Source organism: Phormidium tenue FACHB-1052 (assembly GCF_014696675.1).
Classification (GTDB): Bacteria; Cyanobacteriota; Cyanobacteriia; order Phormidesmidales; family Phormidesmidaceae; genus Nodosilinea; species Nodosilinea tenuis_A.
This window is the reverse complement of sequence record NZ_JACJQN010000010.1, coordinates 20,712-35,155: the sequence shown is the minus strand read 5'-3', so window position 1 is coordinate 35,155 and position 14,444 is coordinate 20,712. Positions and strand designations below refer to the sequence as shown.

General features: G+C 52.7%; 14 protein-coding genes. 4 read left to right on the top strand and 10 right to left on the bottom strand.

Annotated features, from left to right (window positions below; all coding sequences use genetic code 11):
- Positions 1-440: 440 nt before the first annotated feature.
- The gene (locus H6G07_RS14430) at positions 441-803 is read right to left on the bottom strand and encodes a hypothetical protein (RefSeq protein WP_073611069.1); all 363 of its coding nucleotides are present in this window, start codon (positions 801-803) and stop codon (positions 441-443) included.
- A 102-nt stretch (positions 804-905) separates the two neighbouring features.
- On the opposite strand from H6G07_RS14430, the gene H6G07_RS14425 reads away from it, so the two are divergent.
- Together H6G07_RS14425 and H6G07_RS14420 are read left to right on the top strand one after the other, a co-directional pair.
- A complete protein-coding gene (locus H6G07_RS14425; protein WP_073611068.1) occupies positions 906-1,142 on the top strand; it encodes a helix-turn-helix domain-containing protein in 237 nt (78 codons plus the stop codon).
- Between the two features lie 58 nt (positions 1,143-1,200).
- Positions 1,201-1,413 carry a hypothetical protein gene (locus tag H6G07_RS14420; RefSeq protein ID WP_073611067.1) on the top strand — a complete coding sequence of 71 codons (213 nt, stop codon included), beginning with the start codon at positions 1,201-1,203 and terminating at the stop codon, positions 1,411-1,413.
- Positions 1,414-1,686: 273 nt separating this feature from the next.
- On the opposite strand, the gene H6G07_RS14415 is transcribed toward H6G07_RS14420, so the two are convergent.
- The 5 genes from H6G07_RS14415 to glmS all read right to left on the bottom strand — a co-directional run bounded on the left by H6G07_RS14415 (position 1,687) and on the right by glmS (position 7,006).
- A complete protein-coding gene (locus H6G07_RS14415; protein ID WP_073611066.1) occupies positions 1,687-3,723 on the bottom strand; it encodes a DUF262 domain-containing protein in 2,037 nt (678 codons plus the stop codon).
- 343 nt (positions 3,724-4,066) lie between these two features.
- Positions 4,067-4,189: a hypothetical protein gene (locus H6G07_RS26715; RefSeq protein ID WP_277882075.1), complete on the bottom strand. Its 123-nt coding sequence runs from the start codon at positions 4,187-4,189 to the stop codon at positions 4,067-4,069.
- Between the two features lie 36 nt (positions 4,190-4,225).
- The gene (locus H6G07_RS14410) at positions 4,226-4,564 is read right to left on the bottom strand and encodes a hypothetical protein (RefSeq protein WP_073611065.1); all 339 of its coding nucleotides are present in this window, start codon (positions 4,562-4,564) and stop codon (positions 4,226-4,228) included.
- Positions 4,565-4,642: 78 nt separating this feature from the next.
- The gene (locus tag H6G07_RS14405) at positions 4,643-4,978 is read right to left on the bottom strand and encodes a XisI protein (protein WP_073611064.1); all 336 of its coding nucleotides are present in this window, start codon (positions 4,976-4,978) and stop codon (positions 4,643-4,645) included.
- A 120-nt stretch (positions 4,979-5,098) separates the two neighbouring features.
- Positions 5,099-7,006 (bottom strand): glutamine--fructose-6-phosphate transaminase (isomerizing), encoded by a 1,908-nt coding sequence (gene glmS / locus H6G07_RS14400; protein ID WP_073611063.1) that lies wholly within the window; start codon positions 7,004-7,006, stop codon positions 5,099-5,101.
- Positions 7,007-7,292: 286 nt separating this feature from the next.
- On the opposite strand from glmS, the gene H6G07_RS27105 reads away from it, so the two are divergent.
- On the top strand, positions 7,293-7,685 hold the full coding sequence (locus H6G07_RS27105; protein WP_073611062.1) for an endonuclease domain-containing protein: 393 nt from the start codon (positions 7,293-7,295) through the stop codon (positions 7,683-7,685).
- Positions 7,686-7,808: 123 nt separating this feature from the next.
- Here the strand turns inward: H6G07_RS27105 and H6G07_RS14390 are convergent, their stop codons facing one another.
- The 4 genes from H6G07_RS14390 to H6G07_RS14375 all read right to left on the bottom strand — a co-directional run bounded on the left by H6G07_RS14390 (position 7,809) and on the right by H6G07_RS14375 (position 12,237).
- Positions 7,809-9,071, bottom strand: a complete 1,263-nt coding sequence (locus H6G07_RS14390) for a sensor domain-containing phosphodiesterase (protein WP_084173665.1) — start codon at positions 9,069-9,071, stop codon at positions 7,809-7,811.
- Positions 9,072-9,401: 330 nt separating this feature from the next.
- The gene (gene ligA / locus H6G07_RS14385; protein WP_073611061.1) at positions 9,402-11,510 is read right to left on the bottom strand and encodes an NAD-dependent DNA ligase LigA; all 2,109 of its coding nucleotides are present in this window, start codon (positions 11,508-11,510) and stop codon (positions 9,402-9,404) included.
- 171 nt (positions 11,511-11,681) lie between these two features.
- The gene (locus H6G07_RS14380; RefSeq protein ID WP_073611060.1) at positions 11,682-11,963 is read right to left on the bottom strand and encodes an antitoxin; all 282 of its coding nucleotides are present in this window, start codon (positions 11,961-11,963) and stop codon (positions 11,682-11,684) included.
- Entirely contained in the window at positions 11,950-12,237 is a 288-nt protein-coding gene (locus H6G07_RS14375; RefSeq protein ID WP_073611059.1) for a BrnT family toxin, read from the bottom strand. Before H6G07_RS14375 ends, H6G07_RS14380 begins: the two co-directional genes overlap by 14 nt.
- 143 nt (positions 12,238-12,380) lie before the next feature.
- On the opposite strand from H6G07_RS14375, the gene H6G07_RS14370 reads away from it, so the two are divergent.
- Positions 12,381-14,438, top strand: coding sequence for a prolyl oligopeptidase family serine peptidase (locus tag H6G07_RS14370; protein WP_073611080.1), 2,058 nt, complete (start codon positions 12,381-12,383; stop codon positions 14,436-14,438).
- Positions 14,439-14,444: the final 6 nt, after the last annotated feature.

Here is a 14,444-nt window from a genome sequence, read left to right as displayed (position 1 = left end):
AAAAAAAGTTCTGTAGTTTTACGCTTAATGTCTTGAGGAAGAAAAAATAGACTCGCCTGTTTGGGCTACAGGGGCAAAGATCTAAGCCTTAATGCAGCTAGGGTGCTAGCTAAGCTCTACTGAGACCCCATTAACTGCTAAGGCGAACTACTTTGCCCCTAAGCAGAACCCATGGGCAGCTAGGGAGAACTACTTTACGCTTGAGCAGAACTGGTTAGGCGCTAGGTCGAACTCGTTAGCAGCTGGGGAGTAGGTATTAATCTGGTTTGCTTATGTTTTAAGGCTTAGGGTATTAGCGTTAGCGGTTGGGGAGTGGGCGATCGCGGCTGTGGTTAACTGCTGAGTGCTGAGGTAGAAGATCTGGGGCGAAGGGGTTGGTAGTGTAGTTGTGTGGTCGGCTCGGCTGTTCGATCAGGATAGCCAAGCCGACTTTTTGCCCGCTACTCTTCTCGGGGCAAGAATTTCACCAGTGCTTTCATCACTTCGCCAGGCTGGAACTGGAACGGTTTATCGGCATTGGGAGCACTGAGAAAGTCTGTCCACTCAAAGATTTCGGCAAAGCCGAGCTGGTGAAGGGCGACGACGATGGAGCTAACCGATCGCTTGCTGCCAATGACGAGAATTTTGACGGGCTCGCGATCGGGGTTGGGGTAGCTATGGAGCTTGAGGGTGAGTTCGAGATGGACTTGGCCAGAGTCGGCTGGCTCTGCACCCGTGGCAGGGTCGGGGGTGATGATGCGGGCACTGTAGCAGGCGGCGGGGTTAAAGTCTTGCCCTGAGCCTATTGGAGGGTGGTTTTGCATAGCGCGTCAACAGAAACGATGACTAGCATCATAGTCAACAAGTTAGTTGCCGTCAACAGATCAGTTGTTTACGGGCTTGTACTGGTCTGACACCATGAAGGCATGGGAAAAGCAGGACAGGTGCTCAGGCAAGTGCTTGAGGAGTTTGAGGTGAGCCAATACAGCCTTGCGGCGGCTCTCGATATTGAACGCAATAGTGTGTACCGATGGGCGAATGAGAAGAGCGACCCATCGGGCGAAACGATTGTAGACATCGTTAGAGCCTTGAAGACGCTGCATCCTTTAGCGGCTAAGGCTTTTGTAGAGCGCTACTTAGGTGAAGAAGTAAAAGACTTGTAGGGTGGATGCTGCTGTTGTTGACTGCTATCGTGGGTGTAGTTTTAGTGGGTCTAGGGCGATGGAAGATACTCTCACGATTCCTCTTACACCAGAACTCAGGGCTGCTGTAGATCGACTGACCCAGACTGAGGGCTTGTCGCCCGAGGGAGTGCTACAAAGGGCACTGCAAGAGTTTGTGTTTGTTCATCAGTTCAGGTCGCTGCGCGAACAGCTTTTGCAAAAAGTGCAGGCTGACTACACAGATGATGACATCTTTGAGATGGTGTCATGAACCTGGTGTTGGATACCAAAGTTGATCGCTGGCAATGCAGCCTGCATCATCACAGGTGATAAGGATCTGCTGACACTCGGCAAGTTTGAAACCATGGACATTCTGCTGCCCAGGGATTTTGCAGCCTACGAGGATCAGCTAGCTACTCGCTAGAGATAGCAGCACTGTACCATTTGTTAGTAAATGGATTGAGTGGCAGGTAGTGATCACCTCTACGCTAAATCTTTACTGAACTCACGTTAGTACACCATCTTATTCTAAAGATATAGCTGATTATTCCTTTTCAAGAACAAATCCAAGGTTCAGAAATTCTATTTTTTCTTGTTCTGTACCTAGGGAGAAATTCCAGCGTTTTTCCATAAAATCTAACAGCCTTATTCCTCTTTCTAAAATCTCTTTTGAAGTCCAATCTTTATATTTTGTTATCTCATTTTCGGAATAAGAGCCATATCGATATCCTGTAGTATTCTTGTCATTTGATATCTTCTCGCTAAAACATTTATTGCTAAAGCTGGAATTTTTAGGACTTGACAAAGGCAGCAGATTTCCTAAGGAATGCCTTAGAAGGCTCCTCTCCTTTGATGAATACTTTTCAAAAAGACTAGTCCAGCACTCTTTCCGAGGATTTTGCGGATAAATGTGCTCAATTGTCTTATAATCAAAATCCGCAAAGTCCTGCCAGTTTAATTTCTTCCTATTTGTTTTAGACCTGCTTTGAAGATCCAAGTCATACTCAAAAAGAAAGTACTTAATTCCGGGCCATTTATAGAAACCGTTGTCTTTTATTTTCGTGCTAAGGCCGAATTTTAATGCTTTGCTGCTTGAGAACTTCCCATAAACTTCTTCTAACTGTTTTATTAGTTTTGATGGGCTAATTTCGTCTTTGCTCAACTTTATGGCTAGATCTGTCATGTTAAGCCTAGGAAGTTCGAGGAAGAAGTATAGTTCCTGAGGATCAAAAATTAATTCAAAGAAGCCAATATTCTCAAGTACCTTTAAGAGTCTCACTCTTTCCCTGCTATGAGTCTCCTTTAAAAAGAAAATCATAATGAGAGGGGCGGATGGGAAAAAATCACTTCTGCGAGAAAGTCTAACCAATTTGTCTAACCATGTTTTCACTTCTGGGGCGAAGTCGCTATCTTCTGGGTTGAGAATCTTATACCAAAGTTCTACGGATTTCTGTAAGCTGGTAACGTAATCATATACTTCATTTAGTGATAGAGGCTCTAGGGCGGGCAAATCATTTTTCTGTTGAGAAGAGATTTTGGGCTCAGATTTTTCTTTTTCTAATTTCAGGCTTTTTACTGTAAATTTCTTTTCTAAAAGATATGTACTATAGTTGCCCCTAGATCTTCTATGCAAGATTCTGGCAGTGACTGGATCAACATCGTATATAAATGCTTCTCGACTGTCAGATGCTTTCTCAAAATAAACCGAGAAATGGTTGGAGAGAAATAGATCATCATCCAAGGGCTTGTTTTTGTTTCTTCCTAAATAATGATAAATTGTCTTCCAAGCCTCATTGATGCTTCTTCTTAGTTTTTCTCTTTCGTAATCTTCTACATCAAATTTTGTGGATAAATATATTAACCTATTTTTGAGTAATTCTAAATACGATAGAGGCTTTCCTCTGTTGTTCATTGTCTCGAATGCGACAAAGACATCAATATCCGACGAAATTGTGTAAATATTGAAAAGAAGATTCTGTGTAAGTTTTTTGTATAGAGTCTCCTTCTCTTTCACTGAGTTTCCTTCTAGTTTCTCAAGGAAGAATTTCTTAGATAATTCAAGATTGTGAGTGTATATAGTTTCTTGAGGTGTTTCGCTGGTCTCAGAATGCTCTAGGAATATTTTGGTTTTAAGAAATTCATAGCTAGGGTTGTCACGCTCATACCCGAAAATATAAGATCGCGAGATTCCACTATCTTTAGAATCATAAATAAATTTTTTCCTGATCTCGCCAATGGTGCTATAATTCAGCATCAATTCTGAGTTGACTGACTCAATTATTGATTGAATCAAGATAATTGCGGTTGTCAATCTTTGTTGTCCATCGACAATGTAATAAGGGATATAGCTTTTAGCATCTATAATCCAGATATCATCTTTCCAGCTTGAGTATATACTTTCTGGGACTTCTTCTAAAGTGAGAACTCCTAAATAGTGATTTTTCCCATTCTCGAGTTGATCTAAGTCTCCTAAAAAATCTTTAAGCTGCTTCTCAGTCCACGCATATCCTCTCTGATAATCGGGAATTCTATATATACGTTCCGTGAAAATTTTAGACAAAGACGATAACTGTTGTTCCATATTTAATTAGTCTCCAAAAAAACCGAGTATTTTGAATTATTTTAGTTTTGTACAATGAAATTTAGAGTTAGTGTTCAGTGTCCATTGCGAACTAGCTTGATAAGATACAAAGGTGATTCTTTGCAGAGCACTAACTCCTTTATGAACAGGTTACTATGTAATTCCGCAAACAGCTGAATAGGTGCCCTACCGCACTATGATGCACTTGATTTCTTAGCTCTGACCCATTGTAATCGGCTACATCCGAGTCAGTCAGAGCTTTTGTATCAATTCAAGTTGATATGAACTTAGCCGCCAAGTTTTCTGATAAGCCTACACTCATGCTTCATTAACGGCGATCGCCTTATTCCCCCGCCAGACTCACCTGGCTAACCGCAGCAACATACAAACTGCTGACCAGTGCGATCGCACCATCCCAGTCAAGCGATTCATCCGTCTCTAGCAGTGATTCATATCTGATCTGCACAGCAAACGCGCTGTTCTAAAGGCAGCGATCGAACCATCAAGCTCTCCGGGCGGCAAAGGCAGAGCGATCGCCCCCATGCAACGTAATGCTCCCTTCCACCTCATCCGCTGACTTTAGCCTCAGCCAGCCGCTACCAGAGGCTTCATCACACTCATCATTACCCTCCCAGGTAAACTCAAACCGTTCAGTGTTGCCATCTCGGACAAACTCTCCATCCAAACCTCCGGCGACCAATCCGAATTGAAAATCTCCAGCCCCACCTTGATTGATCGTGATGTAGGCCTGCACCTCCATATTGAAATAAGCCTCATCCCACTGCTCCATTTCGTAGATGTGCCAGGTTCCGACAACTGACGCAGTTTTCTTCTTCGGCATGATCAGCTAGCTCCTAACGCTTCAGCTTCATATCTCGAATATAGTCTCTCGAAATAGCTCATCTGCGCGATTGATGTTTTAGGCGACTCCATAGCCGGTATAGGGGCGCTTGTAGCTAGGATGCAACCCCAGAACAATATCCTCCTTCGCAACACCCATATCGATGAGTTCTTGCCCAACATCAATATCCGTTGTATTTTGCTGAAGCCAGATTTTGCCATCCTCAATATCGAAATGAAGCACCGTATGGTACACCCGACTTAGCCCCTTCCAGCCCACGCGCATCAACTGGTAGTGGTCACGAGTTGTGTCAAACACAAGAAGATTATCGATCCCTTCCTCCTGCGTTTTGTACTGACTATGCTGCTCTAGCAGCTCTTGAATGCAGGTTCGAAAGTGCTCTAACTTATCCATCTAACAATCTCCTCTGAGACTGGTTATAGACGATAAACTTAAGCTGGTGTAGAACGACATCCTCAATTTTTTTAAGATTTCAGGAATCTTAAAAAAATCTAAGAACCCCGGAATCTTGCCCTATTCGACTGTGACTGATTTGGCCAAATTACGAGGCTGATCGACGTCTAGACCGCGCCGGGCGGCGATGTGGTAGGCCAGCAGTTGCAGCGGTATCACCGCCACAATCGGCGACAGCAGCTCATCGACCACGGGCACCGGCAGCAGGCGATCGAAGGTTTCCTGGGCGTCGGTGTCGTTTATGGGCACCACGCCGATTAGCTGGGCGTCGCGGGCCTTGGCCTCCTGGGCGTTAGAGAGCACTTTGTCGTAGACGCTGCCGGGCATGGCGATCGCCACCACCGGCACCTTGGCATCGAGCAGGGCGATCGGGCCGTGCTTCATTTCGCCCGCCGGGTAGCCCTCGGCGTGGATATAGCTGATCTCTTTGAGCTTCAGCGCTCCTTCGAGGGCAATGGGGAAGTTGATGCCCCGGCCCAAAAAGATAAAGTCCTGGGTTTCGTTAAACTCGTGGGCCAGCTCTTCAATGTAGCGCTCCTGGCTTTCGAGCACTTGCTCAATGAAGGCGGGTAGCTGGTGCAGCCCGTTCAGGATCGCCTCGATGCGATCGCCCGTCAGCGTTTCACGACGGTAGGCCAAATCGATCGCCAAGAAATAAAAGGCCATCACCTGGGCAGTGAAGGTTTTGGTTGCCGCTACCCCGATCTCAATGCCTGCGTGGGTGTCAATAACGTGGGGTATCAGCCGCGACAGCGAGCTTTCTGGCCGGTTGGTGATGCCCACCATGCGGGGGGCAAAGCGGGGATCGGGGTGGGCGGCGCGACGCTCTTGCTCCATTTCCAGAGCGGCGAGGGTGTCGGCGGTTTCCCCCGACTGGGTGACGCCAATGGTCAGGGTATTGGGAATCAGCGGCGTCGGCGAGTAGCGAAACTCGGAGGCGTACTGCACCATCACCGGCAGGTTAGCCAGCTCTTCGATTAAATATTTGCCCACCAGGGCGGCGTGCCAACTGGTGCCGCAGGCGACAACTTGCAGGTGCTCTAGACCGTCGAGCAGGGCGTCGGGCAGGCCCAGGGCAATGGGCGACAGGGGCGTATTGGCGCTATCCACCGTCCAAGCGCTGTTGATATAGGTTTCGAGGGCGGTGCGCACCACGCCGGGCTGCTCGTAGATTTCTTTGAGCATGAAGTGCTTGAACCCCTGTTTTTCCACCATGATGGGGTTCCAGTTCAGGGTGATCGGGTGCTTGCGCTGGCGATCGCCCGCGAAGTTATACACCTCCACCCCCAGGGGTGTCAGGCTGGCCAGTTCGCCATTTTCCATCGGCAGCACGGCGCGGGTGTAGGGCACGATCGCCGGGGTATCGCTAGCGCAGAAAAATTCGCCTTGGCCAAAGCCAATCACCAGGGGAGCCTGCTGACGCACCACCACCAGTTCATCCGGGAAATCGGCGGAGACAATTGCCAGGGCAAAGGCCCCGTGCAACTGCTGACAGGCGCGGCGGGTCGCCTCTAGCAGGAGCGACTTGCCCTGGGTATCGTCGGGGTTGAGCTGGCTCAGGTGCGATTCGATCAGGTGGGGCACCACCTCGGTATCGGTATCGGAGACAAACTGGTGGCCTAGGGCCTTGAGGGTTTCGCGCAGCTCGCGGTAGTTTTCGACAATGCCGTTTTGCACCACCGCCAGGCGACCGCTGCCGTCGCGGTGGGGGTGGGCGTTATATTCTTCCGGCTTGCCGTGGGTGGCCCAGCGGGTGTGGCCAATGCCCAGGCGAGCGGGGTTCTCTTCGCCGTCGATCTTGTCTTGCAGATTTTGCAGTTTGCCCTTGGCACGCACGCAGTGCAGCTCGCCTTCGAGCACGGTGGCGAGGCCAGCGGAGTCGTAGCCGCGATATTCAAGCTTACGCAGGCCATCCATTAAGATGTCGGCGGCGGGCCGGGTGCCAATGTATCCCACAATGCCACACATAGCGTTGTCTCCTTGGGTAACTGCCGGGGGTTAACTGCCTGGGTTACGGGCGGGTGTCTCGGGTCAGACTGACACTCTAGAATACACGCTGTCTCGGCGGGTGAGATCGGTAAGGTATGTCAGAACCCCCCAAAGTTGGGGGGCAGGGGGGCACAAAACCTGAGCAGGTTACAAATAGTCTTAGTAGCCTGCCAAGAGCTATTTGGCCCCCTAAATCCCCCAATTCTGGGGGACTTTGAGTGGCATTGGGCATTCTCGATGGAGGAAATTTTATTATTACCCATCGATGGCTAAGGACTCTCCAAGGATTCGTGGTACTACCCGATCGATTGAGCAGGCTGCCCGAGAGTTAAGGCAAAACCTTACCCCTGCTGAGACAAGACTGTGGAAAGAATTGCGAGGACGGCAGTTGAACGGACTCAGGTTCCGATGTCAGCATCCTGTGGGACGATTCATTGTTGACTTTTACTGCCCATCCTGCAAATTGGTTATTGAAGTTGATGGTAGCGTTCATAACCAGCAAGAAACCTACGACAAAGCTCGAACAGAGCATCTTCAAGACTTCGGTTATTGCGTTTTGCGATTCTCAAATGCAGAGGTCGTGGACAATCTGGCCGTTGTTCTCGATCGCATTGCTCAAGTCGCAGACGCCCGGTCTTCCTCAGGATTGAGGGGCTAGGAAGCCAAACTACAGCGGGTTAAAAGGGTTCATAGGGGTTTGCCCAAAGCTATCTGGCCCCCTTAAATCCCCCAATTCTGGGGGACTTTGAGTAGCGGAGATCAATTTCAAAATTGCTTAGCCCTAGCCCTGAAACAGCGCTGCGGTTTCGCCAATGGGTAGGGGATGCCCAAGCAGGTAGCCCTGCACTTTATCAACGCGAAGCTGCTCTAGGGCGACGCGTTCTGAATCGGTCTCTACCCCTTCGGCGACGAGTTGGCTGCCGCTTTCTTGGGCAAAGCCGACCAGGGCGGCAGTTAAGGCGCGGCGGGTAAGGTCGGTATCAATATTGCGAATCAGGCCGATGTCGAGCTTGATGATTTCTGGCTTGAGCTTGAGAATGTGCAGAAAACTCGCGTAGCCCGCCCCAGCGTCGTCAACGGCGAGGCGAATGCCGCGATCGCGCAGGGGCGCTAGGGATTGATCAAACTGAGAATAGTCGGGGATGGGGACATGCTCGGTGACCTCCAGCACAACGCGATGCAGGGGCGCATCCTCAAGGATGCGATGAATAGCACCACTGAGAATATTGTCAGGCGAGACGTTGAGAGACAAATAGATATCGTCGGGAATATGGTCAAAACCTGTGAGGGCCTTGGTAATGGCCCCCATCTCTAGCGCTTCGCTCAGGCCTACCGCCGCCGCCTCGTTAAACCACACGTCAGGGCTGCGAATGGGCCTAGACCAAAACCGCGTCAGCGCCTCGAAGCCGATGATTTTGTTGTCTATGAGGTGAACAATCGGCTGGTAAACGATGGTAAACGATTCAGATTCAAGCACTGAGCTAATGCGCTGGTGCATCTCTCGGTGCTGGCGCTCGGCATCTAGCTCTCGACCAATCTGGCGGGAGGCAAAACTGGCAAACAAGCGCATAAGAGACAGGTCGCGATCGCCCAGTGTGAAGTCGGGCCGGGTGCTAAAGCAGCAGAAGGTGCCGTAGAGCTGCCCGTTGTCCAACCGGATGGGCACGCTAAGGTGCGCTCCCACCGGCAGAGTCGTTGTGGCCGGTATCTCCAGCGCCGCTGGAACCAACGCGGCATCTTGAATTAGCTCTGGCAGCCGACCATCGACAACCCGCTGGCAGTAGCTCTCTTCGAGCGGATCGGAGTCACCCACGGCGATCGGAGGATTTTCTAGGGATGAATCCACGTAGCGAAATCGGCGTCTACCGCCCGCAAATTCAGCCACAAACGCCACTTCCATATCGAGGTAAAGGCGAATGGCACAGAGGGCATCGAGCACGACCTCATCGAGCGATTCTTCTCCAGAACTAGACGCTGACAAAAAGACGTAGGGTATTAGCGATAGCTTGTTAGCTACCGGATCCGGAGTCGGTTGTCCAGGCATTTAGCGGCACTCCAAACAGCAACCCGCAGTAGTATTTCAGACGATTTCAGATTCAGATGGTCTTAGGCATCACCCAACGGCTGAGCCCTGCCAATGGCAAAGGCTCCGTGTTCGGGCCATCCCCGCTCTGGGGCCTGGCACCGCCGACACGCTCGACCTAAACCCTAACGAGCACCCCCTCCCTACAGCCGCAGGCTAGGGGGTTTCTTATTTTGTATCAGTCAGATACTATTATTGACCTACTGAGGTTACCCAAATTTCTACAAAGGGGAGGATTTTTTTATTTACAGCTTTGGCCATTGCGCCTAGCATACAAATTCCGCCGCCACCCTAGGCCTCCCCTAGGGTCAACAGATCGGCTTCAGTGAGAATGGCAACGCCTAGCCCCTCGGCTTTGGCGAGCTTTGACCCAGCTTTTTCGCCCGCCACTAGGTAGTCGGTGGCTTTGCTGACGCTGCTGGTGACTTTGCCGCCAGCGGCTTCGATGATGTCGGTGGCCTGCTGGCGGGTAAGGGTGGGCAGAGTGCCGGTGAGCACGAAGGTTTTACCTGCCAGGGGGCCAGCCGCCGGAGAAAATTCGGCTTCAGTGGAAATCAGTTGTAGGCCAGCCTGTTGTAAGCGATCGATTAGGGTTTGGTTGGCGGGCACCTGAAACCACTGGTAGACAGCCTGGGCGATTTCGGGGCCGATGCTGTGGACGGTTTCAATTTTTTCGGGGCTAGCGGTGGCCAGGGCGGCGGCACTGGGAAAATGCTGGGCCAGGGTTTTGGCGTTGACGGCCCCCACATGGCGAATGCCCAGGGCGTAGAGCACCGAGGCCCAGGGGCGAGTTTTGGAGGCGGCGATCGCCCCCACCAGCTTTTCCGCTAGTCGCTTACCCATGCGATCGAGGGGTTCTAAATCAGCCTCAGTCAGGCTGTACAAATCGGCCACAGACTGAACTAACCCCTGCTCCACTAACTGCTTCACCCACTTTTCGCCCAGACCCTCAATGTCGAGGGCATCGCGCCGCGCCCAGTGGATGATCGCCCCCTGCACGATCGCCGGGCAGGAGATATTGATGCAGCGGGTGACGGCACCATCGTCGGGCCTGACCAGGGCGCTGGCACACTGGGGGCAGCAGTCGGGCATGGTGACTTTGGCCGCAGCTTCAGGCCGCAGCTCGGCCAGCACCCGCACCACTTCGGGGATGATTTCCCCAGCCTTACGCACAACCACGGTGTCGCCCTGGTGAATGTCGAGTTCGGTGATGCGATCGGCGTTGTGCAGGGTGGCGCGGGCGACGGTGGTGCCCGCTAGCTGCACCGGGCGCAGCTCGGCCACAGGCGTCACCGCCCCCGTGCGCCCCACCTGAAAGCTGACCGCTTCGAGAATGGTGGGCGCTTCTTCCGCCGGATATTTGAGTGCCACCGCCCAGCGCGGAAACTTTTGGGTAAAGCCCAGCCGCTGCTGGAGGGCAAAGTCGTTGAGCTTGACCACCACGCCATCGGTGAGGTACGAGAGCTGTAGGCGCTGAGTGGCCCAGTCATCGTAGTAGGCCTGTACATCGTCAGCAGACTGGCAGAGCTGGCGGTTGGGGTTGACGCGAAAGCCGAGGGACTTGAGGAATTCGAGGGCCTGCCACTGGGTCGTGGGCGGGTGGGTGAGGGCCTGAGTCGGGGCATGGCTGGTGGCCTCAATTTGGGCCAGCTGAGCGCCGTCAACTCTTGCAACCGCCGTTTCATCCACAGCTTCTCCCCAGTGGACGGTGTAGGCAAAGAAGTCGAGCTTGCGGGCCGCAACAATGCGGGAGTCGAGCTGGCGCAGGGTGCCAGCGGCGGCGTTGCGGGGGTTGGCGAAGAGGGCTTCGCCCTTGGCGGTGCGATCGCGGTTGATCTGCTCAAACACATCCAGCGGCAAGAAGGCTTCGCCGCGCACTTCGACCATGGTTGGCGGGTTCTCGATCGCTAGCCGCAGGGGCACCGAGCGGATAGTGCGAACGTTGGGGGTGATGTCTTCGCCTGCGGTGCCGTCGCCTCGGGTGACGCCGCGCACCAGCAGACCGTTTTCGTAGGTGAGGGCGAGGGCGTTGCCGTCGATTTTAAGCTCGGCCACATACTCAACTTCGCCAGCGTCGGGGGCCTGGCGACGCCAGCGGTCTTCCCAGGCGCGAAACTCGGCCAGGTCAAAGGCATTCTCTAGGCTGTAGAGGGGGATGTTGTGGCGAACGGAGGTGAACTGGCTGGCGGGCTTTTCGCCGACGCGCTGGGTGGGGCTGTCGGGGGTGACCAGCTCGGGGTGGGAGGCTTCGAGGTCTTGCAGCTCGCGGTAGAGGCGATCGTAGACCTCGTCGGGCAGATCGGGGGCATCGAGCACATAGTAGGCGTAGCTGGCGGCTTGCAGCTGCGATCTGAGGGTCTGCACCCTGGCCGCTGTGTTGTCGGTGCCTTTGTCGCCCATGGCTCGGTTTCCTAAAATCGCCCGGTGGCTAGTGTAGCGCTGCCGTGGCTCAGTGCAGCTTACTTGGTTAGGGTTGTTGGTCTGCTCACGGGTGACGATAGCACCCCATCTCGTCAAGTTTGAGATCTCTACCTTATTGCCTAACGCAGCAGCATCTTGCCTGAGGTGATGCTATTTACTAGTAGGTTTTTCGATGAGTTGGCCATCAACAAATTTGTGCAAAATGCTAGCCACTAGCGTTTGATAGGGAATGCCTTCCTTGAAAGCTCGAGCCTGTAGTGCCCGCAGGTCTTTTGAGGAAAGCCGAATGTTGATTCGGGCATCTTTTTTGAAAGTGGCGGCGGCGATCGCCTGGTGCAACTTGAGTTCCTCAGCTACGGTTGCCGATTGCTGAAGTCTTCCTGTCTCAAAAGCATCGAGAATCTCTTGTTCTTCGGAGTCAAGGTTGTTCATCTTTGCTACCTAAATATTGTTGGGTTGCTTTGCGGCTAGGAATAATTGTCTTGAGAAAAATTTCTTCCTCGCTTTCAACGAAGGGAATTAAGTACGCATAGCTTTCTATTAATACTACTAAGATTTTCTGCCCTGGATAGCGATTTTGATTAGGGTGGTCAAAGACGTCTACCTCATTACCTAGCTGAATATTCAGAATAATTTCTTCAAAGGTAATCCCTCGCTCTTGTTTGAGACGCTCATTTTTTTCTACGTTCCAAGCGAAGGTTTTCATAGACAAACCATAGCAGATGTGTGCCTTTTGTATTCAAAGTTGTAGAATGAGCGCAGGCTTCGCCGTCCAACTACCTGAGCGACTTAATGTGAGGGTGGGTTGCCCATCCTAGGATGAATACTGTTGGCCCCTTTCAGGCTCCTATGACTTCCTCCACTTTCGCTTACCCCCCCAGCCCCCAGCAAGACCAGGTCGATACCTACCACGGCGTGGTGGTGCCCGACCCCTACCGCTGGCTCGAAGACCCCCAGTCGCCCGCTAGTCAGGAGTGGATTGCAGCTCAGAATACGGTTACTGAGGGCTATCTACAAACGCTGTCGAAGCGTAGAGAAATTAACGATCGCCTCACCCAGATCTGGAACTACGAGCGTTACAGCACCCCCTTTAAGCGGGGCGGGCGATATTTTTACTTCAAAAACGACGGGCTGCAAAACCAAAGCGTGCTCTACACTCTGCCCAGCCTGGAATCTGAGCCACGCATGCTGCTCGACCCCAACACTCTGTCGGAGGATGGCACGGTGTCGCTCAGCGGCATGGAGGTGAGCGAGAATGGGGCCTACATGGCCTACGGCCTGTCGAGCGCGGGGTCAGACTGGGTCGAGTGGCGCGTGCGCGATATTGAAACCGGCGAAGACACCGACGACCTGCTGAAGTGGGTGAAATTCTCGGGCGCATCGTGGAGCCACGACCACCAGGGTTTTTTCTACAGCCGCTACGATGAGCCGGATGAGGCGAGCAAGCTAGAGGCCGTTAACTACTACCAAAAGCTCTACTACCACCGCCTTGGCACGCCTCAAAGTGAAGATGTATTGATCTACGATCGCCCCGATCAAAAAGAGTGGGGCTTTGGCGGCGGCGTCACCGAAGACGGGCGCTATTTGATCATCTCGGTGTGGAAGGGGACTGACCCCAACAATTTGGTGTTTTACAAAGACCTGAGCAACCCTTACAACCCGGTAGTAGAGCTGATCTCTGAATTTGAGGCTAGCTACAGCTTTGTGGACAACGAGGGGTCGCTATTTTGGTTCACCACGGATTTAGATGCACCAAAGGGGCGACTGATTGCGATCGATATTCACCAGCCAGAGAAGGCGCACTGGCAGGAGATCATCCCCGAAAGCGACGACACCCTGGAGGGGGTGGGCCTGCTAAATAACCAGTTTGTGGCCGACTATCTCAAGGATGCCTACACCACGATTCGCATTTTCTCGTTGACCGGGGAACTGGTGCGGCAGGTAAAGCTGCCGGGGATTGGCTCGGCGGGGGGCTTTGACGGCAAGCGCGACGATACCGAAACCTTCTACAGCTTTACCAGCTTTACGGTGCCGCCCACCATCTATCGCTACGACATGGTGACGGGGGAAAGCACCCTCTACCGCCAGCCTGAAGTCGATTTTGACCCCAGTGCCTACACCACGACCCAGGTGTTTTACACCAGCAAAGACGGCACCCGCGTGCCGATGTTTATCACCCACAAAACCGGGATTGAGCTGAATGGGCAGAACCCGACGCTGCTCTACGGCTATGGGGGCTTTAGCATTTCGCTGACGCCCTCGTTCTCGGTCAGCAACCTGGTGTGGATGGAGATGGGCGGTGTGTATGCGATGCCGAACCTGCGCGGCGGCGGCGAATACGGCGAAGGGTGGCATTTGGCCGGTACCAAGCTCAATAAGCAGAATGTGTTCGACGACTTTATTGCGGCGGCAGAGTGGTTGATCGCTGAGGGCTATACGTCGGCGAAAAAGCTGGCGATCGCAGGCGGCAGCAACGGCGGTCTACTTGTTGGTGCCTGCATGACCCAGCGGCCCGATCTGTTTGCGGCGGCGCTGCCCGCTGTGGGGGTAATGGATATGCTGCGGTTTAACCAGTTCACCATTGGCTGGGCCTGGGAGTCAGACTACGGCTCGCCTCAGAATGAGGAGGAGTTTAAAGTGCTCTACAGCTATTCGCCGCTGCACAATTTGGAGCCAGGAACAGCCTACCCGGCGACGCTGATTTCTACCGCTGACCACGACGATCGCGTGGTACCCGCCCACAGCTTTAAGTTCGCGGCGGCGCTGCAAGAGGCACACCAGGGCGAGGCCCCGGTGCTGATTCGCATTGAGACGAAGGCGGGCCACGGGGCGGGCAAGCCGACGGCAAAGGTGATCGAAGAGGTGTCAGATAAGTGGGCGTTTTTGGCCACGAATTTGGGAATGTAGGCAGTG